The following is a 23,893-nucleotide window of genomic DNA, read 5'->3' as shown; positions in this document are numbered from 1 at the left end:
TCAGAACTTCAGGCTGGCGCGCACGCCGTAGCGGCGGCCTTCGCCCATGATGCCGAGATCGGACGCCGGAAGACCCGCGAGCTGCAGCGTGGTCTTCTCGATGTAGCTTTCCCAGTACTTGGCCTTGAACGCGTTGGTGACGAACGCGGCGACTTCGATCGGACCGGTGCGGTAGGTGATTGAGCCGCCCGTCAGCCAATAGCTGTCGAGGAAGGTTGGGGTGGTCTGGTTGAGCGTAGCGGCGAGACGCTTGCCCTTGCCTGAGACGTTGGCGCTGAACACCAGCTCGCCGTTGCCGAGCGGCACGGTGTAGTCCGTAGCGAGGTTGGCGGTCCAGTCGGGCTGGAAGGTCAGGCGGTCCGACGACAGGCGGCGGCCGGTGGTCGCGAAATAGGCATCGTCGTTGTCGAGCCGGGCGTGCATAAGCGCCACGCCGCCGCTGATGGTCCACGCCGGGGTCGGCTTAAAGTAGCCTTCGAGCTCGACGCCGTAGCTGGTCACGTCGCCGGTATTAAGGTCGACCGTGACGAGCCCGCCGCCTGCGGCGGGTGCAATCGAGTTGAGGCCGATGTAGTTCTTGTAATCGTTGTAGAACACGTCGCCCGACAGGCTGAAGCGTCGGTCGTCCGAGGCATACTTGGCGCCTAGTTCGTAGGTCCAAGCGCTGTCGCCGGTGTAGGTCCGGGTCGGCGCGGTGGGGGCGTTGAAGCCGCCGCCGCGATAGCCGCGCGCGACCGACGCGTAAGTCATCAGCTCCGGCGTCCAGTTGCGCTTGACGGTCAGCTTGGGCTGCCACTCGTTCGACTTGATCTGCGCCTGCGGCAGCGGACCGCCGATGGCGCCGAGCGGGCCGAGCACAGTCACGACCGAGCCGTTGGCGGTGCGGTTCTCGTGGTCGTAGCGCAGTCCGAGCGCGACTTCCCAATCGGGGGTCGGGTTCCAGAACACGGTGCCGAACGCGGCGTAAGTATCGGCCTGATTGTCGACCGTGGTGGTGCGGACGATATTGAACGGCAGGCCAGAGAACGCCGGCAGCAGCGTCGTCACGTCGAGCGCGTCGGCATCTTCGCGGCTGTAAAACAGACCGAACAGGCTGGAGAACGAATCCGACCACTTGCTGTCGAAGCGCAGCTCGGCGGTCTTGGTGCGGAGCTGGTCGTTACCGGTCGCGCGGGCGAAGTTGCCCGGACCGAAATCGACATCCTGGTCGATGTTGTGCGCGTCACGGGCGTCGTAGGCGCCGATCAGGGTCAGCGTGCTGCCGATGCTGTCCATCGGCACCGCCAGCCGCGCGTTAACGCCGCGGTAGCGGAAGTTGACCCGGTTGAGCGTGTTGACGGTGAGATTGCGCGAATAGTCGTCCGGCCCGGTCACCCGGACGTACGGAATATTCACCGAGTGGATCCAGTCGTAGTAGCCGTTGACGGTCAGCTCGACCGGCCCGGGCGTGAACCGCACGGTACCGTTGAGCGACTCGCTGTTGAACGGCTGGGCCGGCTTGCCGAGCGTGGTGTTGGTCGAGAAGCCGTCCTGCTCCTGGTGCGAAGCGGCGATGCGCACCGCGAGGGTGTCCTGCACGATCGGCGCGGAGATCGAGCCGGCGACTATGAACTGATCGTCGGGCCCGGCGTAGCTGGCGCTGGCGCGGCCTTCGAATTCGTTGCCCGGCTGGCGGGTGATGACGTTGATCGCACCGCCGAGCGTGTTCTTGCCGTAGAGCGTGCCCTGCGGCCCGCGCAGCACTTCGATCCGCTCCACATCGAGCAGCGGGTTGTTGAGATAGGCGGTGTTGGGGCGATAGATGCCGTCGACGAACAGTCCGACGCCCGGCTGCACCGACTGCACCAGCGTCACCCCGACGCCGCGGATGGCAACGAACGCGCGGCCCGAGCCGTCGCTGTTGATGTTGAGGCCCGGCGCCAGCACCGCGGCCTCGCGCACCGAGTTGATGCCGCGCGACGACAGCACGTCGCCGGTGATCGCCGTCACCGCGACCGGCACGTCCTGCAGCGTTTCCTCGCGCTTACGCGCCGTCACCACGATCGTGCCCGGGTCCGACACATCGCCCGCGTTGGGGTCGTTCGTCTGCTCGTTGGTGGTCGAGCCGTCCTCGAGCGCGGTCTGCGCGTGAGCGGCCGGAGCAATCGTGACGGCGGCGACGCCGGCTAGGAAAGCGTGACGAATGCGAATCATAAACAGGTCCTCTCACGGGATCGTTGCCCTGGAGACCTGTCTGACAGCTCTTGAACCTATATGAAAGGTCGCGCGATTGTGCCGATCGTCAGACTGGCTGTGCCGATCGGCCTACCAGCAGGTGTACCCGCCATCGGCGAGCACGATGCTGCCGGTCATCAGCGAGGCCATGTCCGACGCCAGGAACAGCACCACCGAAGCCACTTCCTCGGGCTCGCCCAGCCGGCCCTGCGGCGTCCCATCGATCCACCGGCGATACATCTCGCTGGTCTGGTCGGCGAAGGCGTTGAGCGGGGTGGCGATATAGGTCGGCGCCACCGCGTTGACCCGCACGCCGCGGCTGGCCCATTCGGCAGCGAGGCTCTTGGTCAACTGGTGCACGGCCGCCTTGGAGGCGTTGTAATAGCTTTGCGGCTGCGGGCGGTTGACGATGAACCCGCTCATCGAGCCGACGTTAACGATGCTCCCGCGACCTGCGGCGAGCATGTGCCGCCCGAACGCGCGCGCGCACCAGAAGCTGCCGTTGAGATTGACGTTGAGCACGTTGAGCCAGTGCTCGTCGGCGACATCCTCCGCCGCGGTCTCGCTGCGGGCGATCCCGGCGTTGTTGACCAGAATGTCGATCCGCCCCTCGAACCGCTGCATCTTGTCAGCGGCGGCCGCGACTGCCGCCGAGTCCGTGACGTCGAGCACGGCAACGCGACAGGTGTAGCCGGCCTGCGCCAACTCATCCTGTGCGCGGGCGAGGGCGGCTTCGTCACGATCGGCGATCGTTACTTTCGCGCCCGCTTCGGCGAGTGCGTGAGCGCACGACAGGCCAATCCCCTGCGCGCCGCCGGTGACGAACGCGGTCCGGCCGTCGAGCCGCAGTTTCTCAAGGTACATGGCAGCGTCTCTCAGGCGGGGAGGTAGTCGGCCGCGGGCATGCGCGGTTCGTAGCGGGTGTCGCCGGCCTCGAGTTGGTAGACCAGCCGGTCGCCGTTGAAGCGCCGCCACGGCAGCGATCCGTCGCGCGCGAACTGGACCCAGATTGCGTGTGTGCGATCGGCGAGATCGGCCGGCGGCTGCTCGCCGACAAGGCCCTGGGGGCCGGTCGCGCATGCGAGCGTCTTGAACACGAACGGCAGCTCGATGCCGTGGCATGCGCCGAGTTCGCCGCCGCACGCGGGGCTGTGCCAGTCCATCTCGTAGAGCCAGGTCGCGCCCTTGTGCGCTTCGGCATACTGGCGCGCGGGCCAGCGGAACACGAGGTCGGTGAGCGCCTTGGTCATCGCCTCGCCAGGGCGCACTCCCTTACGGCCCCATCCGTAGGCCTTGAGCGCGGCGCGCGCCCTGGGCTGCGAGCGCGAGACCAGCCACCAGGCGAGCAGGCCCGGCACCTTGCCGCGCACCCCGGTGGGTACGAAGTACAGGTTCATCTCATCGGTGTTGGTGCCGATGAGCACTTCGACATCCTTGCCCGCGCCCAGCCGCAGCGCCTCGAGCGGCTTCAGCGGCAGAACATCGTCGCCCCACACCGGGATGAAGCGACTGATGCCATAGACCGGCTCGAACCCTGCCGCGTCGCGCAAATCGACCGCGGTGGGCCGCGCGACCTTCTCGAGCGCGTTCATCGCCGCGGTGTCGCTCACCGAGCGGAAGCCCGCGACATCGGGCGTCACGCCGAGCACTTTGGCGAGCTTCTTCACCAGCCGCTGCACGACCGGAATCTCGCGCACCATCGACCCGTGCCCGCTCTGGATGATCGCGCGGCGGAAGAGCCCTGCGGCAAGCGGCGACGTGACGAGGTCGGCGATCGCCATCGCCCCCGCGCTCTCGCCGAACACCGTGACGTTTGCCGGATCGCCCCCGAACGCTGCAATGTTGTCCTGCACCCACTGGAGCGCGAACAGCATGTCGCGCAGGCCCAAGTTGGTCGGCGCGCCCGGCACGGGCAAGAATCCATCGATCCCCATGCGATAGTTGATCGCGACGCAGATCACGCCCGAGCGGGCGAACTCGGTCCCGTCGCTGACCGGCGCATCCTTGCTGCCGACCACGAACCCGCCACCGTGGATCCACACCATGACCGGGGCGTCCGCTGCGTTCTCGGGCGCCCAGATATTGGCGCGCAGGTAGTCGCCGTCCCCGCCATCGCTGCCGCTGCCGATGAGCGGGATTGCATCGATCTGCGGCACCTCGCGGACGCGGTGCGGGTAGGCGGGACCCGGTTCGACCGCTTCGAGTATACCCTCCCACGGCGCGCGCGGTTGGGGCTCAACAAAGCGTTCGGGCGGCGCAGCATACGGCACGCCAAGATAGGTCACCACGCCCTCGGCCAGCGAGCCGCGGACCTGGCCGGCTTCCGTGTCGATGATCGGCGCAATGCTGGCGGTAGGCATTCGGCGAGTTTGCCCGACGATGGAGCGGAGGTCACGCGCCCGGGCTGTGCCGTTCGTCGCTTTCGCTGTGCAATGGCCGAGTCCGGACGCGGGCGAACGGCACACTGCACTCGACCAACGGCCCTGTCCCCACTCGGGCAAATCTGGCATGACGCGCCCCTCTTGGGGACGCAAAGGACTACCACCATGTCGGATAGCATTTTCATCGCGCGCCGCGCGCGCCGCCTGCCGTTCGTGATGCAGGCTTCCGCGCTCGCGCTGGCCGGCGCTGCCGTGCTCGCCACGCCTGCCCATGCGCAGGACGCCGCGCCGCCAGCAGCGACCGCCGCCACGCCCACCACCGGCATCCCCGCGTGGAACCTCGCCAGCGCCGACCTACCGGCCGACCCGACCGTCCGCTTCGGCGTGCTGCCCAACGGCATGCGCTATGCGCTGAAGCACAACGAGACGCCCAAGGGCGCGGCGGTGGTTCGCTTCGCGATCGACGTCGGCATGCGCGAGGCGGTTCCGGCGCAGGCCGGCGCGCCGCACTTCCTCGAGCACATGGCCTTCAACGGCTCGACCAACATTCCCGAAGGCGAACTGGTCAAGCGGCTCGAGCGGCTTGGCCTGGCGTTCGGCGCGGACACCAATGCCGAGACCGATCTTGAGCACACCACCTACAAGCTCGACCTGCCCAACCTGAAGCCGGAGACGGTCGATGGCGCGCTCACCTTCATGCGCGAGATTGCTTCCGAGCTGACGCTCGACCCGGCGGCGGTCGACCGCGAGCGCGGCATCATCCTGTCCGAGTACCGCGTGCGCGACGTGCCGCAGCTGCGGCGCACGATCGATGCGCTGGGCAAGCAGATCGGCGACCCGCGCTTTGGGCCCGGCGTGACCGGTACCCCGGAATCGATCGGCAACATAACCGCGGCGCAGCTGAAGGCGTTCTACGAGGGCTACTACCGCCCCGATCGCGCTACGCTGGTGATGGTCGGCGACTTCGATGTCGACGCGATGGAGAAGGAAGTGCGCAGCCGCTTCTCGAACTGGAAGCCCACGGGCACCGCGCTGCCCAACTACATGCCCAAGATCAGCCCGGCGAAGGTCGCGAAGGTGGCGACCTTCTCCGATCCCGCGACGCCGGAAATCATCGAGTTCGATCGCGTGACGCCGTACGAAAAGTCGACCAATAGCGTCGCCGAGCAGCGCCGAGAGACGCTCGAAGCGATCGCCAGCGCCGCGCTCAGCAATCGGCTCAACACGATCGCGCACAAGGCTGACAGCCCGATCCTGCTGGGCCAGGCGGCGACGCAGGACGTTGCCCGCAGCGCGCATGCTGCGACCATGATCGTCGTCGCCAAGGACGGCATGTGGCAACCCGCAATCACGGTCGGCGAGCAGGAGCTGCGCCGCGCCGTGCAGTTCGGCTTCACCGGCGCGGAGATCGCCGAGGCCAAGGCCAACATCCGCACCGCGCTCGAGAACGCGGTCAAGCAGGAAGGTGGCCGGTCGAGCGCCGCCATCGCCGATCGACTGGCTAGCTCCTCGCTGTCGGACAGCGTGTTCCTGTCGCCGACCGGCACGCTCGCGCTTTACAACGCGCTCGATCCGACGCTGACCGCCGAGGCGGCGAGCGAGGCGTTCCGTGCCGCGTGGAACGGCGGGCCGACGCTGGTCCACGTCGCAACCAAGCAGCCGGTCGAGATTGCCGCCATCAACTCCGCGCTCGCCGGCAGCGCCAAGGTCGCGGTCACCGCGCCGGTCGAGGAAGCGACCAAGGCGTTCGCCTACGACGATTTCGGCGCCCCGGGCAAAGTGGTGTCGGACACCATGATCGCCGACCTCGGCATCCGTACCGTCCGCTTCGCCAACGGGGTCGAGCTCAACCTCAAGAAGACCGATTTCGAGCCCGGCAAGATCGCCTGGTACGCCGACATCGGCTCGGGAGGGCAGGTGTTCCCGGCCGACCAGCCCGGACTGCCGGTCGCAGTACAGATCCTCACCTCGCTCAGTGGGCTCGGCAAGCACAATGTCGACGAGCTGCGGCGGATTACTGCAGGGCGGCAGGTCGGCATCGGGCTCGGCGTGGATGACGATGGCATCGTCGCGTCCGGCGGCACCACCGCTGCCGACCTTGAGCTGCAGCTGAAGCTGCTCGCCGCCGAACTGACCGATCCGGCCTACGACCCGGCGACTCAGGCGCAGTGGGCCGGCATGGGCCCGGTCATCGCCAAGAACGTCATCTCGAATCCTTCGCAGCTCGCCGCGGTGGCGGTGCCGTGGATTCTGACCGGAGAGGACGCGCGATTCGGGTTCAACGACCCGGCGGTGCTCGCAGCGCGGACGATCGACGATGTGAAAGCGGTCCTCGCGCCGCAGTTGGCGGGCGGCAAGATCGAGCTCGGCCTGGTCGGCGACTTCGACCAAGACGCGGCGATCGCGGCGGTTGCCAAGACGCTCGGCGCCCTGCCTCAGCGCGGCGCGGCCGAGGCCGTGGTGGCCGGCGTGCGGCCGGTGGCGTTCACCGCCGATCGCAAGCTCAGGACGATCTACCACGGCGGATCGGCCGACCAGGGCGCGATCTCGCTCAACTGGCCGACGACCGACGATCACGACCTCAAGGACTCGCTGACCCGCGACCTGCTTGCGGCGGTGATGGAGTTGCGGCTGATCGACGTCGTGCGCGAGAAGCTGGGTGCGACCTACACCCCCAATGCCGCGTCGGTCGATTCCTCGACCTACAAGGGGTTCGGCTACCTGACCGCCTCGGCTCCGGCGGCGCAGTCGTCGATGGATGCGGTGGCGAGCGCGGTCCGCGAGATCGCCAAGGACTTGCGCGCCACGCCGCCGAGCGCGGACGAGATGCTCCGCGCGCGCCAGCCGATCCTCGAACGCTGGCAGCGCCAGGCGCGCGAGAACGGCAGCTGGGTTGCGCTGGTCGCGGAGGCGCAGACCAAGCCCGAGTACCTCGAGCGGCGGCGCACCCGCGCGGCGGTGCTGGAGGCGATCACCCCGGCCGAGATCGGCGCGGCGGCCGACCGCTACCTCGATCCCGCCGCGGCGGTGGAAATCCGGGTGGTGCCGAAGCCGGCGGGCTGACGCGCGGGGTGGCGGGCGGCGCCTAAACCTGCTTGAGCGAAAGCGCATAAGTTCCGCTCAAGCAGGGCCACCCGATGACGACCCAAGCATTCTCCGGCAGCCGCCTTACCGGTGGTCAGATCCTCATTCGCGAGCTGATCGCGCGGGGGGTGGACACGGTGTTCTGCGTGCCGGGCGAGAGCTATCTCGCCGCGCTCGACGCGATCTATGAGGCGGGCGAGGCGATCAAGCTGGTGGTCTGCCGGCACGAGGCGGGGGCGGCCAATATGGCCGAGGCGTGGGGCAAGCTTACAGGTAAGCCGGGCATCTGCTTCGTCACCCGCGGGCCCGGCGCATGCCATGCAAGTATCGGGATTCACACGGCAAAGCACGACAGCACGCCGATGATCCTGTTCGTCGGCCAGGTGCCGCGCGACCAGATTGGGCGGGGGGCTTTCCAGGAGGTCGACTACCCGGCGACTTTCGGCGACCTCGCCAAATGGGCGACGCAGATCGACGACGGGACGCGGATTCCCGAGATTGTCGGCCGGGCCTATGCGGTCGCGCTGGGTGGCCGGCCGGGGCCGGTGGTGATCGCGCTGCCTGAGGACATGCTCAGTGAGCAGGTGCAAGTCGGCGCACAACAGGTTCAACCTCGCCCCTCGCGCCCAGCGCCCGACGACGCGTCAGTGAAGCGCTTGATCGAGCTGCTGAACAGCGCCGAGCGACCGCTGCTGGTTTTGGGCGGTTCGGGCTGGACTGATGAGGGCCTCGCCGACCTCACCCGGTTCGTCGAAGCGTCGGGCCTGCCGGTGACCTGCGGGTTCCGGCGGCAGGACCTGTTCGACAACCGCCACCCCAATTACGTCGGCGAGAGCGCGCTGGGCATCAATCCCAAGCTCAAGGCGCGCTGGCGAGAGGCGGACCTGATTGTTGCGGTCGGCACGCGACTGGGGGAGATCGTCACCGACGGTTACACCAACCTCGATGCGCCGAGTCCCGGGCCGAAGCTGGTGCATGTCTATCCCGACGCGAGCGAGCTGGGGCGGGTGTACCAGCCGGCGCTGGCGATCACCGCCGACGTCAATGCGTTCGCCAAGGCCGCCGCCGGATTGTCGCTGGCGCCGAAGTGGGACGACTGGCGCCAGTCCGCCCGCGCCGATTACGAGGCGTGGCAACAGCCGCCCGCCTCGGTCGGTCCGGTCGACATGGCGAAGATCGTCGGCTGGCTGGCCGACACGCTGCCAGATGAGGCGATCGTCACCAACGGCGCGGGCAACTACGCGATCTGGCTCCATCGCTTCTTCCGCTACAAGCGGCGCGGGACCCAGCTTGCGCCGACCAGCGGGGCGATGGGCTACGGCCTCCCCGCCGCGATCGCCGCCGGTATCCGTCACCCCGATCGGCCGGTGGTGTGCTTCGCGGGCGACGGCTGCTTCATGATGGCGAGCACCGAGCTGGCCACCATCGTCCGCCACCGCGTGCCGGTGATCGTGGTGGTGGTGAACAACGGCGCCTACGGCACCATCCGCATGCACCAGGAGCGGCGCTACCCCGGTCACGTGGTCGGCACCGAGCTGGTCAATCCCGACTTCGCCGCGCTGGCCCAAAGCTACGGCATCGCCGGCTGGCGCGTAGAGAAGACCGAGGACTTCGCGTCTGCGTTCGAAGCGGCGCGTGCATCGGGCGAGGCGGCGCTGATCGAGATCGTGCTGCCGACCGCCGAGCTATCCCCGACGATGAAACTCAAGAGCTAGAACGCCAGCGCGCGGACCGTCGCGCCCGCCGCCAGCAGTGGCTGGTGGGCGAGACAGCGGATCAGCCAGTCGGCTTGGGTGAGCGGGCTTTGCGCGCCGCTGTCCTGATTGCCGAGCGGGGTCAGGCCGTCATCTTCCCATCGCGCCCGCGCAAAAGTCTCGCGCTCGTCGGTCGCCGGAAGCGGGGCAGCGAGCGGCATGGTCCGCCAGCGATGCTCCGCTTTGCCGCCCTGCAGCCGCGCCAGCAGCGGGCGCAGGAACAGCGCGGCGGTGACCATGGCCGACGTCGGATTGCCGGGCAGGCCAAGCACGTGGCACTCGCCGCAGCGGCCCAGCCATACCGGCTTGCCCGGTTTGATCGCGACCTTCTCGAACGCCAGCGTCAGCCCGTGCGCGGCGAAGCTTGCCTTGGCGAAATCGCGCTCGCCCACCGAGGCGCCGCCAGTCACGACCACCAGGTCGGCGGCGGCAAGCAGGTCTCCCGCTAGCGCGGTCAGGCGTCCAAGATCGTCGGGGCAGATCGCCCGCGCGATGACCTCGGCTCCCGCACTCTTCGCCAATGCCGCCACGCCGAGGCCGATGGTCTCGGGGATTGCATCCTGCCGGGCATGCGCCTCGCCGGGCGGGGCGAGTTCGTCGCCTGTGGCGAGGATCGCCACGCGAGGCACGCGTCCGACGGTCACCTCCGCCCGGTCGGCCGCCCCCGCTGCGACCAGCATGCGCGGGGTCAGCCGCGTACCGGCGGGCAGCAGCATCGCCTCGGCGGCGAAGTCGCTGCCCGCCGCGCGGATGTAGGTCGCGGGGCCGTAGCCGGGCGTGAAGCGCACGCGCCCGCCATTCCGCTCGGCATGTTCCTGGATGATCACCCGGGTCGCGCCCGCCGGAACGCCCGCGCCGGTGAATACGCGCACCGCCTGTCCCGGCGCGACCGCACCGCGCCACCAGGCACCGGCGCGCGATTCGCCGGTCACGTCGAGCCATTCGCCCGGCGCGGTCGCGGCATCGACAATCGCGTAGCCGTCCATCGTCGAGACCGCGGAGCGAGGCGCCTGGCCGCGCGACACCAGGTTGGCGGCGAGCGTGCGCCCGGCGGCTCGGGCTAGCGGAACCCTCTCGCTGTCGAGCGGTTCGACTTCGCCAATCAGCGCCAGCGCCGCGTCGAAGGGGATCGGCGCGGCCAAGGCGACAGGCTCAGGCGGGAGCGCGATCGAGCCGGCGGGCGACCGCCACGCCGAGCGCGATCAGCGGCGGCACCAGCACGATCGACAGCGTCACCTTGGCGATCATCTGGCCGATCAGGAGGTCACGGATCGGGAACTCGCCGTAGAACGCCAGCGTGATGAAGATCAGCGTGTCGACCACCTGACTCAGCGCCGAGGCGATCGCGCCGCGCACCAGCATGAACGCGCCGCCGCTGTTCTCGCTTTTCCCGCGCAAGGCCGAGAACAACCACACGTTAAGGAACAGCGACACGCCGTACGCCACCGGGCCCGCCGCCATGATCCGCGGGGTGCTGCCCATCATCAGCTCGAACGCGGCCTGCCGGTCGGCTGGCATGTCGGGCGATGCGGGCAGCTGCAGCACCACGAAGATCAGTGCGATCGACAGCGCGAGCGGCAGGAAGCCCCAGAACACCAGCCGGTCGGCTGCCTTGCGCCCGTGGACCTGCGCCACCGTGCTCGACAGCACGACCAGCATCAGGAATGCGAAGATCCCCGCCTCCACCGCCAGCGGGCCGAGCGCAACCTGCTTGTTGCCGAGCATCCCGGCGAGCACGGTCATGCCGCCGTAGATAATCGCATAGACGAACAGTGAGCGGGGGACGGCCGGCGCGGCGGCGGTGACGGGGTCGTTCATGCGCGGGAGGATTGGCACCGCCGTGCGCAAAAGAAAAGCGGGCCTGTGAGCTTCACTGTTCTCATCACCGGCGGGGAAACCACTCTGCGGGGTCGGCCACCTTGTAATGAGCCTTGTAACACCCAACTTCAGGTGCATCGATGCGGCAACCCAGTTCGTGAGCGCCCTCGACTGAGAGACAAGAGAGCTCCCGCTTGCAGCAAGGGAGCAGTGCGATGTCTCAGGTTCAGCCGCGCCAAGGCGCAACCGGACTCACTTCCGAATCCTGGGAGAACGAAGGCGGCGGCCTCGTGGCGGAGACGCTTGCGGGGTCGCTCGGCGTCCTTCGCCATCTGACCGAAACCTATTCGGTCGGTGGGTTCCAATACACGAACTTGACCGATGCCATCGCGCAAGCTCGGCGAATGACGAAGCTCGAGCGCGAGGTCCTGTGAACCCGCGCCAGAACGCCGGTCCAAATTACGTCGGCCTGTTTGTTCCTCTCATCGCCACGGTGGTGATGATTTACTGGCTGGTCAGTTGAGCGGGCCCGCAAACTTTGAAGAAGGTTATCCCGCATGACTGAGGAAAAGATCAGTTCCCCCGCTTCGCATTGGCGCCGGCGCAAGTGGTCGTCACCCATTCCGAGCGATCAGGCAGCCCGACAGGGCAACATCACCCGTATGGCGTTCGAGCTGTTGGGCAAGGATGGCGCGATTTCGTTCTTGAGCAGCGAGTTTGCCGATCTCGGCGGCCGCCCGCTGGCGATCGCGACCGCGAGCGCAGCCGGCCAAGCCAGGGTGCTGACCGAAATGCAGGATCTGGCGTCCGGTGGCGCTCGGATCGACGATGTGGTCGCTGCGCAATGACGCATCTCGGGACCGTCATTTCGTACGATCGCGGCCGCCGTGCAGGGATGCTGAGGCCCGATCAAGGCGGCGAGGCCGTGGTTTTCAAATCCGCGGATCAGCCGGAGTTCTTTCCCGATCCGCGGCCATTTCAACGATACAGTTTCGGACTGCTGGTTGCCGTCGATGGGGGCCAGCCTAGAGCGATCAATCTCCGTCGCCAGCTCAGCCACCGCGAACAGGCCGAGGCGCAGGCAGGCTAGCGTGCCGCGGTGGGCCATCGAGCCCGCGCTGATGCAAATCAAAGGAATCGAAGATGGACCTCAACGAACTGCTGTACGCTCATCAACTTGAAGCGATGAAGGCAAACGCGTCGAGCGACGACGATCACTTCGGCCGGATCGCGGAATACGCCGATAGAATCAGGCAGCTGCGAACGGTCTCGTATGCAGAGTCGATCGCCCAGAACCCTTCTGCACCACCAACAATCATTTACGGCAGCTATGCGGGAAGTTCGGCGTCCGAAGCCGGTGCCGGCCACGCCACTGACAAACTCAACGGGGTGGACAATGAAAATCCGGACCGCGGACACGCAGACGCCTGACGGGCGGCGTTGAGCCGCCGCCGCTCTTTTCAGCGGCGCCGCCTTTGTGACAGGAGAACGGACATGGCCAAGGGCCAGAAGAAATCCAATCGCGAGATTCGCAAGACGAAGGCGGAGAAGCCGAAAACGAACGCCTCGCAACCCACGCAGAAGTCGGGGTCGATCAAGGGCCTTGAAAGTTTGAAGAACTCCTGATCGGTCGCTTTTGATTGGCCGCAGGGTCCAATGTGATGCGCCTCAACTCGGAATTGTGATGATCCGCACTACGCGCTCCCAGGTAACTTTCTCCGGACCGCTCATGCTTCCGGAACTGGACGCTCCGCTTCCTCCCGGCACCTATGACGTCGACACCGACGAAGAGGTCATCGAAGGGAACGAGAGGACTGTCTATCTCAGGATCGCAACCGTGATTTACGTGCGCGGAGTAGGCAGCACACGCACGGTCACGATACATCCATCCGTCCTCGCCGCCGCCTTACAACGGGACGCAGGCCACCGCGGGTAAGTAGTGGAGTTCACTTGCCCGCCGGAAGCGATGTGAATCCAGTTTCCTACAAAACCACATCCCGCTAACGGGGGGCGCGATGCCTCCAGTCCTCACCAGCCTCATCGGGATTGTAGCGATCCTCGGAATCGCCTTCGTCCTCTCGAACGCCAAGCGGCGCATCCGCCTGCGGGTGGTCGGCGCGGCGTTCGCGTTACAGGCGCTGATCGCGTTCATCGTCCTGCGCACGCCGTGGGGCGTGGCGGCGATCCATGGGATGTCGAATGGGGTCGCCGCGCTTCTGAGCTATGCCAACGAGGGCACCGCATTCCTGTTCGGGGCGGACAATCCGCTCAAGAACACCTTTGCCCTGGGCGCGCTGCCGGTGATCGTGTTCTTCGCGGCGCTGGTTTCTATCCTCTATCACCTCGGCATCATGCAGCGGGTGGTGCGCTGGGTCGGCGGGGCGATCGGCTGGGTGACCGGGATCGGCCGGGTCGAATCGCTCGGCGCGGCCGCCAACATCTTCGTCGGCCAGAGCGAGAGCCCGCTGGTGGTGCGGCCCTATCTCGCTGGCCTGGCGCCGAGCGCGATCTTCACCCTTATGACCGTTGGCATGGCGGGCGTGGCGGGGACCATCCTTGCCGCCTACGCCGGGCTGCTCGGCGAACGCTACCTGCCGTTCCTCCTCGCCGCGGCGTTCATGTCGGCGCCGGGGGGCATCCTGATGGCCAAGATCATCATGCCCGATCCGGCCGATCCCGAGCCCGAGGTGAAGGGCCCGATTGATCTGCCCGACGCGCGCATCAGCGCCGAAGGGCCGGGCGCGCTGGTCGAGGGCGGCAAGCCGCACGAAGTCGCGCTCGCCGAGACCTTCGAGGAAGGCCAGGCGCCCGCCAACGTGATCGAGGCCGCCGCGCAAGGCGCGCAGACCGGCGTCAAGCTGGCGGTCGCGGTCGGCGCGATGGTGCTGGCGTTCGTGGCGCTAGTTGCGCTGGCGAACGGCGTGCTCGGCTGGGTCGGCGGACTATTCGGCTTTTCGAACTGGAGCTTCCAGGCGGCGCTCGGTGCGATCTTCGCGCCGGTCATGTTCCTGATCGGTATCCCGTGGGACCAGGCACCCGTCGCGGGCGGGCTGTTCGGCACCAAGATCGTGCTCAACGAATTCGTCGCCTTCATCGACCTGGGGCAAATGGACGCGGCGCATCTCAGCGACCGCAGCCGCGCGATCGTCACGTTTGCGCTCTGCGGATTCGCCAACTTTTCGTCGATCGCGATCCAGATGGCGGTGACGGGTGGGCTCGCCCCCAACCAGCGCCCGGTGATCGCGCGCCTGGGCCTGAAGGCGCTTGCCGCGGGCTCCCTCTCCAACCTCATGAGTGCCGCGCTTGCCGGCCTGTTCCTCCCTTACTGAGCCTTATCCCATGTCTGAGATCGCATCCGTATCCATCGCCCGCCCCTTGAGCGAAGTCGCCGACGAGCTCGGCCGCTCCTTTCGCGAATACGGCTTCGCGGTAATCCGCGACCACGGCATCCCGGCCGAGCTGATCGCGCGCGCCGAGGCGTTGTCGAAGGAGTTCTTCGCACTGCCCGAGGCGACCAAGAAGGCCTACAAGATCGAAGGCGGCGGCGGGGCGCGCGGCTACACTCCGTTCGGGGTCGAGCGGGCCAAGGACGCCGAGGTCCACGACCTCAAGGAATTCTGGCACGTCGGTCGCGAGCTGCCCGAGGGGCACGACCTCGCGCAGTACATGGCCGACAACGTCTGGCCGAGCGAGGTCGAGGGTTTCCGGGAGACCTTCACCGAACTCTACGCCGCCTTCGAGAAAGCCGGAGAGCGAGTGCTGGAGGCGATCGCGCTGCACCTTGGCCTGCCGCAGACCTTCTTCACCCCGACGGTGGAGGACGGCAACTCGGTGATGCGGCTGCTGCACTACCCGCCGCTCGACGGCCCACACGCGGAGGGCGCGATCCGCGCTGCCGCGCACGGGGACATCAACACCATCACCCTGCTGCTCGGCGCCGAGGAAGCGGGCCTGGAGCTGCTCAACGCCAAGGGCGAGTGGCAGGCGGTCGACACTCCGCCGGGCGCGCTGGTGGTTAACATCGGCGACATGCTCGACCGGCTGACCAACCACCGGCTGAAGTCCACCCAGCACCGGGTGGTCAATCCGAAGGGCCCTGCGGCCTACCGCTCGCGCTATTCGATGCCCTTCTTCCTGCACTTCCGGCCGGACTTTGATATCGTCACACTGGAGAGCTGCATCGACCCGGCGCGGCCCGACGATCATCCCGCGCCGATCTCCAGCCACGAGTTCCTCCAGCAGCGCCTGCGCGAGATCAACCTCGCCTGATTCGCGCCGGGCGGAGCCATCCGCGGGACGGTGAGACTCTTTCTGAAATCTTGTTGCAATGCGGCAACATCGGAAAGCTGCTGTTTTTCAAGCAGTTGATGCTTGTCCACAAGCCGTGTGGATAACTTGCGGCCCGGTTGTCACACACCGGTAACACAAGATACTTTTGGCGGCAGACGGAAACACCTACGGGGCTGCCGCCCCTCCTTCTCACTCTCATCGAATGCAAGGGATCGTCATTCCATGAAGCTCAAGTACTTGCTGGCTGCAAGCGTCGTCAGCCTGTCCGCCGCCGCCATCCTGCCGGCCCCTGCTTTCGCCCAGCAGATCACCACCGGTATCGAAGGCACGGTCACCGACGCCGACGGCAATCCGCTGTCGGGCGCGACCGTGACGATCACCGACACCCGCACCGGCGCGGCGCGTGACATCACCACGGGTGCCGATGGCCGCTTCGTCGCCACCGGCCTCGTCACCGGCGGCCCCTACACTGTTGCGGCCAATGCCGGCGGCTTCGAGGGGCAGACGGTCAACGACATCCAGACCACCCTGCAGGGCAACACCAGCCTGACCTTCTCGCTTACCTCGGGTTCGGGCGAGATCGTCGTCACCGGCAGCCGCGTGCAGGTCACGCAGCTCGCGGTCGGCCCGGGCACCAGCTTCACCGCCGAGGTGCTGGAGAACGCCCCCACCTTCAATCGCGACATCCGCGACATCATCCGCATCGACCCGCGCGTCAGCCTCGACCGCGACGACGGCGGCAACGGCGTGGACCGCGTCTCCTGCCTCGGCGGCAATGACCGCGGCAACGCCTTCACCGTCGACGGCATCAGCCAGGGCGACGTCTACGGCCTCAACGAAAGCGGCTTCTCGTCGCGTTCGTCGGTGCCGATTCCGTACGACGCCGTGCGCGAGACGCAGGTCCAGTTCGCGCCGTTCGACGTCGACTATTCGAACTTCACCGGCTGCGCGATCAACGTCGTCACCAAATCGGGCACCAACGACTACCAGTTCGGCGGTTACTTCGAGTACTCGAACAACGACCTGCGCGGCGACGAGCTGAACGACCGCGGCACGATCAAGCCCGTCCCGCCGATCGGTCCGGAAAAGCGTTACGGCGTCTACCTCGGCGGCCCGGTGATCAAGGATCGCCTGTTCCTGTTCGGCGCGTACGAGCACCAGGAAGCCAGCCAGTCGCAGGACGAAGGTCCTTCGGGCGCCGGCTTCGTCAATCCCGCCAACGGCGTCTCGCAGGCGCAGTTCGACGAAATCTCGGCGGTCCTCAAGAGCGTGTACGGGATCGATACCGGTCCGATCGTCACCAACCGCGACTACACGAACGATCGCTACTTCGTTCGCGCGGACTTGCAGATCACCGACAATCACCGCCTCGAAGCGACTTACCAGCGCCTTGAGGAAGCCAGCGTGAAGCCTGATGATCTCACGATCAGCGGGACGTTCGGCCCGACCATCGTCGGCCGCAACACCTTCCTCAACAGCGGCACCAAGTCGAACTACTATTCGGCGCGCCTGTACTCGAACTGGACCGACAAGTTCTCGACCGAGCTGCGCTACTCGCGCGCCGAGGTGCAGGACTTGCAGGATCCGATCGGCGGCGGTGAGGCGCAGAGCGACAATCCGATCCCGCGCATCGTCGTGGGCGTGGACAACGCCACCGGTCCTGACGGTGCCGTCGGTGCCGGCCCGGGCTTCTCGCGTGCGGCCAACGACCTGCGCACGACCATCCAGCAGTACCGTGCGGTCGCCAAGCTCGATGCCGGCGCACACCAGCTGAAGATCGGCGCCGAGCTCAACAGCTCCGACCTGTTCAACCTGTTCATCCAGAACGGCACGGGCACGCTGTACTTCCGCAACATCAACGATCTGAAGGCAGGCCTGCTGTCGCCGGGCACCGGCAACTTCCAGACCTCGTCGAGCATCGCCAACATCGTCAACGGCGCGATCGAGGGTGCGATCGGCAACTTCTCGTCGACCGGCGATCCGCGCGACGCCGCCGCCGACTTCAACCGCAGCATCTACTCGGTGTTCGCGCAGGACGATTGGCAGATCAACGATCAGCTGAGCGCGGTGCTCGGCGTGCGCGTCGACTGGTACGATGGCGGCCACCCCAAGGTGAACCCGCTGTACGCCCAGCGCTACGGCTTCTCGAACACCACGAGCTTCAGCAACATCGATCCGATCATCATGCCGCGGCTCGCGCTGACCTACGACATGAACGATTTCGCGGTGTTCAGCCGTGCGCAGCTGCGTGCCGGCGTCGGCATCTTCTCGGGCGGCGATCCGGCAGTGTTTTACGCCAACGCCTTCCAGAACGACGGCCGCGGCTTCGCGCAGGGCACGCTGCAGGACGCGGGCTGCCCCGCGCAGTCGCCGGCGACGCAGGTCGACGTGGTGGTGAACGGCCAGTTCACCGGCGTGCCGCAGTGTGTCATCAATTTCGCCGCTTCGCAGGCTGCGAAGGGCCTGGGCGATACCCAGGGCATCGATCCCGACATCCAGCAGCCGAGCGTGCTGCGGGCGAACATCGGCTTCTCGTCGGAGCTGAACTTCACCGACACCGGCTTCTTCAGCGGCTGGAACCTCAACCTCGACTACATCTACAGCAAGTACCGCAACCCGCTGACGCTGGTCGACCTGGCCGCCGTTCCGGCGACCGCGACGTTCGGCACCAATGCGGCTCCGAACGGCCCGGCCCTCGGCATCAACGGCTTCACCATCGACGGGCGTCCGATCTACCGGTCGATCGATCCCAGCGTTGCCGGCTGCAATGCCAAGCTGGTCGATATCACGCCGACCCCGATCTACACCGGCGTGACCGGCGCGTGCTTCAACACGCAGCGGGACGACGAACTGCTGCTGACGAATGCGGGTTCCTACGAGAGCCACATCGCTTCTGCGATCCTGTCGAAGAACTTCAACGGCGGCCTCATCACCGAGGGCGGCAGCGTGTTCTTCAGCCTCGGCTATGCGTATACCGACGCGCAGGACCGGCGCAGCATGTACCGTTCGACCGCCGGGTCGAACTACGATGGTACCGCGGCGTTCGACCGGCAGAATCCGGCCGCCTCGCGCAGCTTCTTCTCGAGCAAGCACAACATCACCGCGCAGATGAGCTTCAAGGAGGAGTTCTTCTCCGACCTCGCGTCGCGCTTGGGCATCACGTTCGTCGCCCGTTCGGGCCGTCCGTACAGCCTGACGTTCTCGGGCGGCAGCGTGTTCGGGGACAGCGTCTCGGGCTCGGACAACGCGCTCGTGTACCTGCCGACCGGCGTCAACGATCCCAACATTTCGCCGACCTCGAACATGGCGGCGGTGCAGGGCCTGGTCGACTTCGCGAATGGCCTCGGCTGCGCGCGCAAGTACATCGGCACGTCGATCCCGCGTAACACCTGCTCGAACGACTGGTACTACGACATGGACCTGTCGCTGTCGCAGGAGATCCCCGGTCCGGGCCGGTTCTTCGGGCGCAATGACAAGATCAAGCTGTACGCTTCGATGGACAACTTCCTGAACTTCCTCGATTCGAGCTGGAACCTCCAGCATCGGCGCAACTTCGAAGGGTTCCAGGACGTTGCTTCGGTCAGCGGAGTGGACGCGCAAGGCCGTTACATCTTCATCCCGTCTCCCAACGGCCAAGGCTACTCGACCTTCGCCAACGACAACGGTGTAAACGTCAGCTCGTCGGTGTGGCGCGTGAAGTTCGGCATCAGCTATGACTTCTAATTTCTTCGCGAGAGCGAATGGCTAACGGCGGCGGCGCTCCTTCGCGGGAGCGCCGCCGTTCGTTTGTGGAACGCCCCGCGCAGGGATATCGTTGATGCGCGATGGCCAGCGAGGGCACCTTTACCACCGCATCGCGCAAGCCCCGGCCGGCGACGCTGGTCGCGATCGTGTTGCTGCATCTGCTCGGCATCTATGCGCTGGCGAAGGCCTTCGCGCCGGGTGCGACCGCTTCGGTCGAGCAGGCGGTGCTGGAAAGCTTCACCGTCACCGTTCCCGTCACGCCCCCGCCTCCGCCCCCGCAGGCCGAGCCCGACAGCGGCAAGTCCGGCGAGGAAGGCCGCAAGGCCGTGCCCAAGGCGGCCGTGGCGCCGGTCCCGAAGGTGGTGGTCAAGCCGGCGCCGCCCGCGCCGCGCGCAAGCTCGACCGGGTCGGCGGATACAGCGGGTGCGCGGGACGCCGGTAGCGGCACCGGTGCTGGCGGCACCGGGAGCGGCACGGGCAGCGGCAGCGGCGGATCGGGCCAGGGCGGCGGGATTGCGACCAAGCCGGTGTGGATCGGCGGAGCGATCAGCAACGCGCGCGACTATCCCACGCCACCCGGCGGGAGGCAGGCGCGGGTGGGCACCGAGGTCATCGTCAAGGTCACTGTCGGGACCGACGGCCGGGCCTCGAACTGCAGCGTATTCCGGGCCAGCCCCGATCCCGAGGCGGACGCGATCACCTGCCGCCTGGTCGTCCAGCGCTTGCGGTTCAAGCCGGCGACCGATGCGGCGGGTAATCCGGTGGCCGCGCCATTCTACTGGCGCCAACGCTGGTTCTAACCCATGTTAGCAGGCGCAGCATTATGATTCCGCGCTGCGGAAATTATCATGAATTAGCAAAGTGTTGAGTCGCGCGAAATGCGCGACGATTGTGCGTCGCAGCGGAACTAGAACGCTTCCCCGCCGTTAAGCCCCCGACTCTTTCCGTCAGCTTTAACCATGGGGATTGCTTCAGTGGACGCACGCCGCGCCGATGCTTTTGTATTTTCCCAGCCCGAGAGCCGCTCGGCAACCGAGCTGATCACCTTTCGCTCGGCGCGTCCGGCGCGGCGGCTTGCCGTGGTCGGCAACTATGTGCCGCGCAAGTGCGGCATCGCGACTTTCACCGCCGACCTCACCGAACAGCTCGCCCGCTTCCGGCCCGAGATCGACGTCGATGTCTGGGCGCTCGACGATGCCGGGGATGAGATCGCCTATCGGGGCGTTGCCGGCACGATCGACCGCGCCGACACCGCCGCCTACGCCCGCGCGGCCGACGCGATCAACGCGAGCGGCGCGGACGCGGTCTGGCTGCAGCACGAATACGGCATCTTCGGCGGCGCGGACGGCGAACTGGTGTGCGATTTCGTCGACCGCCTCGCCGCGCCGCTGATCGTCACTTGCCATACCGTGCTGACCAACCCGTCCGAGAACCAGCGCCGCATCCTCGAGCACCTGGTCGAGCGCGCGTCGCGCATCATGGTCATGTCGCAGCGCTCGCGCGACCTGCTGCTGCGCAATTACGATGCCCCGCCGCACGTGGTCGAGGTGATCGAGCACGGCGCGCCGGACCGTCCGTTCGGCCGCGAGGAAGAGTTCAAGGCCCGCCGCGGGCTCGCCGGCAAGACGGTGCTGACCACATTCGGCCTGCTCGGCCCGGGCAAGGGACTGGAGACGGTGATCGAGGCGCTGCCCGCGATCCTGGAGCGGCATCCGAACGTGCTCTACCGCATCGTCGGCGCGACGCACCCCAACCTCGTCGCGCGCGACGGCGAGAGCTACCGGGAGGGCCTCAAGGCCTGCGCCGAACGACTCGGCGTGGCGGACGCGATCGAGTGGGACGAAAGCTTCGTCGAAACCGACGAATTGCTCGACCAGCTCGAGGCGTGCGACATCTACCTGACCCCCTATCCGGGGCTGCAGCAGTCGACCAGCGGTACGCTCAGCTATGCCGTCGCGCTCGGTAAGGCGGTGGTCTCGACCCCCTACGTCCATGCCAGCGAACTGCTTGCCGACGGGGTCGGGGTGCTGATCGAGCCCAATTCGCCCGACGCGATCGCAAAGGCCGTGTGCGGCCTGCTCGACGATCCCTATGCGCTCGCGGCGATGAAGGCACGCGCCTATGCCCGCGGGCGCGAGACGATCTGGCCGCGCTTCGCTGCCGCCACCGCCGCGCTGATCGAGCACGCGGTCGCCGACCCGGCGCGCGAAGCGCCGCGCGCACGGCCGTCGTTCCACGCGGTGCGCGCGATGAGCGACGGCACCGGCATGTACCAGCACGCGATCGGCATCATCCCCGATCGCCGCCACGGCTACTGCCTCGACGACAATGTCCGTGCGCTGATGCTGGTCAACCAGGCGCAAGGCCTCGACCCGCACGAGCGCCAGAGCCTGGCGATGACCTACGCCGCGTTCGTGCAGGATGCGTGGAACCCCGACAAGCAGGGCTTCCGCAACTTCATGCGCTTCGACCGGTCGTGGTGCGAGGACCTGGGCTCGGAAGATTCCAATGGCCGCGCGATCTGGACCCTTGGCCGCACCGCGCAGGACAGCAGCGATCCCGACATCCGCGACTGGGCGATCCAGCTCTACGACCAGACCCTGCCGGCGATCGCCAAGAGCGAGAGCCCGCGCACGGTCGCGTTCGTCATGCTCGGCGCGGCGGCAATGCTGCGCGCCCGCCCGCACGCTCCGTCGGCCGAAGCGCTGCGCGACGGCGCGGAGTTCCTCGAACGCCTGCTCGGCGGCGCGCGGCGGCCCGACTGGGCGTGGTTCGAGGCGGTGCTCGGCTACGACAATCCGCGCCTGCCGCAAGCGCTGATCGAGGCGGGCGAGACGCTCGGCAACAAGAGCTGGACCGAGATCGGGCTCGAAACGCTCGCGTGGATCAATGAGCGGCAAACCGCCGCCGACGGCTATTTCCGCCCGATCGGTTCGGAAACGTTCGGCCGCGAATACGCGCAGCTACCGTTCGACCAGCAGCCGCTCGAGGCGCACGCCGCGATCGACGCCGCGCTCAGCGCCTACCGCGCGACCGGCGACAAGCGCTGGCAGGAGCACGGCACGGCGGCCTGGCGCTGGTTCTTCGGCGCCAACGACCGCGGGGTGGTGCTGGCGGATATGGAGAGCGGCCGCTGCCGCGACGGCCTGACCCCGCGCGGCGCCAATATGAATTGCGGGGCGGAATCGATCCTCGCGTTTCAACTCGGGCATTATTCCATGCTAGCGCTCGCCCCCGACGTGGCCGGCGATTCGAAGTCCGGCGCTGCGGGGAAGTTGGTTGAGCACCGAAACAAGGACGGCCAACGGCCCCTTGCATATACTTGAAACGCGGCTTCACGCCGACCCGTCGCGGGTCGTGCTGCGGCCGTTCCATCTCGGTTGGCAGGCGGCCCGCTCGGGCAGCAACCGCGCTTTGCGGCTGGTCGAGGACGTCGCCGCGCTGAGCGAGAACCGCGTGCGCGAGGAGTACCGCAAAGTGCTCACCGACTTCAAGGAACGCCACTGGCAGACCGAGGCGATGTTCAAGGATCGCTTCGAGGAGGTCGAAGCGTCGCTGCACCTCGGCGAGCGTGATTTCTCGCCGATGCGGCGCAAGCTCATCGGCGCCTACTTCTGCCACGAATATACCTATTCGGCCGCGGCGCTGATGAACCCGTCGATCGTGCCGCATCCCGACCAGTCGGGCTGTCTCGGCGGCGCGGTGCGCTTCGTAATGTCCCTGCGCGCGGTGGGCGAGGGGCACATAAGCTCGATCGTGTTCCGCGAGGGTATCGCGCACCCCGACGGCACGTTCGACCTGTGGCCGCAAAGCGCCTTCGCGACCTCGGTCGAGCTCGATGACGCCAGTCTCTACGATGCGGACCGCGGCGTGACCGTGCACCGCCACCCGGAAAGCTCGCTCTCGAACACGGTGATCTTCCCGATCACCGAGCAGCAGAGCGGCGGGCTCGAGGACCTGCGGCTGGTCCGCTTCCAGCACGGCAACGGCGATTACGAATGGATCGGCACCTACACCGCCTATTCGGGCAAGACGATCCGCTCCGAACTGCTGCGGACCGAGGACTTCCGCCGGTTCCTGCTCGAACCGATCGAGGGGCGTGCGGGCCGCAACAAGGGCATGGCGCTGTTTCCCGAGAAGTGCGGCGGGTACTACACGATGGTCGGCCGGCAGGACGGCAAGAACCTCTATCTCCTCCGCTCGCGCCGGATCGACCGGTGGGACAGCGAGGGCGCCCTGCTGATGGAGCCCAAGTTCCCGTGGGAGTTCATCCAGATCGGCAACTGCGGCAGCCCGATCAGGACCGACAAGGGCTGGCTGCTGTTCACCCACGGCGTCGGCGCGATGCGCAAGTACGCGCTCGGCGCGGCGCTGCTCGACCTCGACGATCCGTCGAAGGTGATCGGCCGAACCAAGGAACCGGTGCTGACCGCCGAGAATGCCGACCGCTCGGGCTACGTGCCCAACGTGGTCTATACCTGCGGCGCGCTCAAGGTCGGCGAGCGGCTGTTCGTGCCCTACGGAATCTCCGACAGCTCCGTCGGCTTCGCGACGGTGAAAATCGACGATTTGCTGCAACTTATGGTGTGACCGGAGCGTTGAGGTGGC

The 23,893-nt window shown here is 67.1% G+C and carries 17 protein-coding genes; 12 read left to right on the top strand and 5 right to left on the bottom strand.

The window, feature by feature from the left end; all coding sequences use genetic code 11:
* The 3 genes from ELY12_RS12880 to ELY12_RS12870 form a co-directional block, all read right to left on the bottom strand.
* Window positions 1-2,193, bottom strand: a complete 2,193-nt coding sequence (locus ELY12_RS12880; RefSeq protein WP_126177098.1) for a TonB-dependent receptor — start codon at window positions 2,191-2,193, stop codon at window positions 1-3.
* Window positions 2,194-2,304: 111 nt separating this feature from the next.
* Window positions 2,305-3,078 (bottom strand): SDR family NAD(P)-dependent oxidoreductase, encoded by a 774-nt coding sequence (locus ELY12_RS12875; protein WP_126177097.1) that lies wholly within the window; start codon window positions 3,076-3,078, stop codon window positions 2,305-2,307.
* 11 nt (window positions 3,079-3,089) lie between these two features.
* A complete protein-coding gene (locus ELY12_RS12870) occupies window positions 3,090-4,574 on the bottom strand; it encodes a carboxylesterase/lipase family protein (RefSeq protein ID WP_126177096.1) in 1,485 nt (494 codons plus the stop codon).
* Window positions 4,575-4,760: 186 nt separating this feature from the next.
* Here ELY12_RS12870 and ELY12_RS12865 point away from each other — a divergent pair, with 186 nt between their 5' ends.
* Both ELY12_RS12865 and ELY12_RS12860 read left to right on the top strand, forming a co-directional pair.
* Entirely contained in the window at window positions 4,761-7,658 is a 2,898-nt protein-coding gene (locus ELY12_RS12865) for a M16 family metallopeptidase (protein WP_126177095.1), read from the top strand.
* A 74-nt stretch (window positions 7,659-7,732) separates the two neighbouring features.
* Window positions 7,733-9,394, top strand: coding sequence for a thiamine pyrophosphate-binding protein (locus ELY12_RS12860; RefSeq protein WP_126177094.1), 1,662 nt, complete (start codon window positions 7,733-7,735; stop codon window positions 9,392-9,394).
* Here the strand turns inward: ELY12_RS12860 and ELY12_RS12855 are convergent.
* Both ELY12_RS12855 and ELY12_RS12850 read right to left on the bottom strand, forming a co-directional pair.
* On the bottom strand, window positions 9,391-10,575 hold the full coding sequence (locus tag ELY12_RS12855) for a molybdopterin molybdotransferase MoeA (protein WP_241229864.1): 1,185 nt from the start codon (window positions 10,573-10,575) through the stop codon (window positions 9,391-9,393). The two genes, ELY12_RS12860 and ELY12_RS12855, sit on opposite strands and share 4 nt — an antisense overlap.
* A 10-nt stretch (window positions 10,576-10,585) precedes the next feature.
* Window positions 10,586-11,251, bottom strand: coding sequence for a queuosine precursor transporter (locus ELY12_RS12850; protein WP_126177093.1), 666 nt, complete (start codon window positions 11,249-11,251; stop codon window positions 10,586-10,588).
* A 215-nt stretch (window positions 11,252-11,466) separates the two neighbouring features.
* Here ELY12_RS12850 and ELY12_RS12845 point away from each other — a divergent pair, with 215 nt between their 5' ends.
* From ELY12_RS12845 to ELY12_RS12805, 10 genes are all read left to right on the top strand, one after another.
* The gene (locus ELY12_RS12845; protein WP_126177092.1) at window positions 11,467-11,685 is read left to right on the top strand and encodes a hypothetical protein; all 219 of its coding nucleotides are present in this window, start codon (window positions 11,467-11,469) and stop codon (window positions 11,683-11,685) included.
* A gap of 123 nt (window positions 11,686-11,808) precedes the next feature.
* Window positions 11,809-12,099 carry a hypothetical protein gene (locus ELY12_RS12840; RefSeq protein WP_126177091.1) on the top strand — a complete coding sequence of 97 codons (291 nt, stop codon included), beginning with the start codon at window positions 11,809-11,811 and terminating at the stop codon, window positions 12,097-12,099.
* Between the two features lie 295 nt (window positions 12,100-12,394).
* Window positions 12,395-12,682 carry a hypothetical protein gene (locus tag ELY12_RS12835; RefSeq protein WP_126177090.1) on the top strand — a complete coding sequence of 96 codons (288 nt, stop codon included), beginning with the start codon at window positions 12,395-12,397 and terminating at the stop codon, window positions 12,680-12,682.
* Window positions 12,683-12,745: 63 nt separating this feature from the next.
* Window positions 12,746-12,877 carry a hypothetical protein gene (locus ELY12_RS14595; protein ID WP_268237093.1) on the top strand — a complete coding sequence of 44 codons (132 nt, stop codon included), beginning with the start codon at window positions 12,746-12,748 and terminating at the stop codon, window positions 12,875-12,877.
* A 389-nt stretch (window positions 12,878-13,266) separates the two neighbouring features.
* Window positions 13,267-14,580 (top strand): NupC/NupG family nucleoside CNT transporter, encoded by a 1,314-nt coding sequence (locus ELY12_RS12830; protein WP_126177089.1) that lies wholly within the window; start codon window positions 13,267-13,269, stop codon window positions 14,578-14,580.
* Between the two features lie 10 nt (window positions 14,581-14,590).
* Complete coding sequence (locus ELY12_RS12825) at window positions 14,591-15,520, top strand: isopenicillin N synthase family dioxygenase (protein WP_126177088.1); 930 nt, start codon at window positions 14,591-14,593, stop codon at window positions 15,518-15,520.
* Window positions 15,521-15,763: 243 nt separating this feature from the next.
* Entirely contained in the window at window positions 15,764-19,264 is a 3,501-nt protein-coding gene (locus ELY12_RS12820; RefSeq protein WP_126177087.1) for a TonB-dependent receptor, read from the top strand.
* Window positions 19,265-19,365: 101 nt separating this feature from the next.
* Complete coding sequence (locus tag ELY12_RS12815; RefSeq protein WP_126177086.1) at window positions 19,366-20,085, top strand: energy transducer TonB; 720 nt, start codon at window positions 19,366-19,368, stop codon at window positions 20,083-20,085.
* A gap of 174 nt (window positions 20,086-20,259) precedes the next feature.
* On the top strand, window positions 20,260-22,611 hold the full coding sequence (locus tag ELY12_RS12810) for a glycosyltransferase family 4 protein (RefSeq protein WP_241229863.1): 2,352 nt from the start codon (window positions 20,260-20,262) through the stop codon (window positions 22,609-22,611).
* A gap of 31 nt (window positions 22,612-22,642) precedes the next feature.
* A complete protein-coding gene (locus ELY12_RS12805) occupies window positions 22,643-23,875 on the top strand; it encodes a glycoside hydrolase family 130 protein (protein ID WP_338142068.1) in 1,233 nt (410 codons plus the stop codon).
* Window positions 23,876-23,893 lie beyond the last annotated feature (18 nt).

Origin of the sequence: Tsuneonella rigui (assembly GCF_003958625.1) — a bacterium.
Taxonomy (GTDB): Bacteria; Pseudomonadota; Alphaproteobacteria; order Sphingomonadales; family Sphingomonadaceae; genus Tsuneonella; species Tsuneonella rigui.
The sequence above is the reverse complement of the archived record's forward strand: the minus strand, read 5'-3'. Positions and strand labels throughout refer to the sequence as shown.

Coding starts and splice junctions, on each gene's coding strand:
- ELY12_RS12870 (WP_126177096.1), bottom strand. CDS start 4,574: ATGCCTACCGCCAGCATTGCGCCGATCATCGACACGGAAGCCGGCCAG.
- ELY12_RS12840 (WP_126177091.1), top strand. CDS start 11,809: ATGACTGAGGAAAAGATCAGTTCCCCCGCTTCGCATTGGCGCCGGCGC.
- ELY12_RS12835 (WP_126177090.1), top strand. CDS start 12,395: ATGGACCTCAACGAACTGCTGTACGCTCATCAACTTGAAGCGATGAAG.
- ELY12_RS12865 (WP_126177095.1), top strand. CDS start 4,761: ATGTCGGATAGCATTTTCATCGCGCGCCGCGCGCGCCGCCTGCCGTTC.
- ELY12_RS12875 (WP_126177097.1), bottom strand. CDS start 3,078: ATGTACCTTGAGAAACTGCGGCTCGACGGCCGGACCGCGTTCGTCACC.
- ELY12_RS12850 (WP_126177093.1), bottom strand. CDS start 11,251: ATGAACGACCCCGTCACCGCCGCCGCGCCGGCCGTCCCCCGCTCACTG.
- ELY12_RS12820 (WP_126177087.1), top strand. CDS start 15,764: ATGAAGCTCAAGTACTTGCTGGCTGCAAGCGTCGTCAGCCTGTCCGCC.
- ELY12_RS12830 (WP_126177089.1), top strand. CDS start 13,267: ATGCCTCCAGTCCTCACCAGCCTCATCGGGATTGTAGCGATCCTCGGA.
- ELY12_RS12845 (WP_126177092.1), top strand. CDS start 11,467: ATGTCTCAGGTTCAGCCGCGCCAAGGCGCAACCGGACTCACTTCCGAA.
- ELY12_RS12860 (WP_126177094.1), top strand. CDS start 7,733: ATGACGACCCAAGCATTCTCCGGCAGCCGCCTTACCGGTGGTCAGATC.
- ELY12_RS12880 (WP_126177098.1), bottom strand. CDS start 2,193: ATGATTCGCATTCGTCACGCTTTCCTAGCCGGCGTCGCCGCCGTCACG.
- ELY12_RS12815 (WP_126177086.1), top strand. CDS start 19,366: ATGGCCAGCGAGGGCACCTTTACCACCGCATCGCGCAAGCCCCGGCCG.
- ELY12_RS14595 (WP_268237093.1), top strand. CDS start 12,746: ATGGCCAAGGGCCAGAAGAAATCCAATCGCGAGATTCGCAAGACGAAG.
- ELY12_RS12825 (WP_126177088.1), top strand. CDS start 14,591: ATGTCTGAGATCGCATCCGTATCCATCGCCCGCCCCTTGAGCGAAGTC.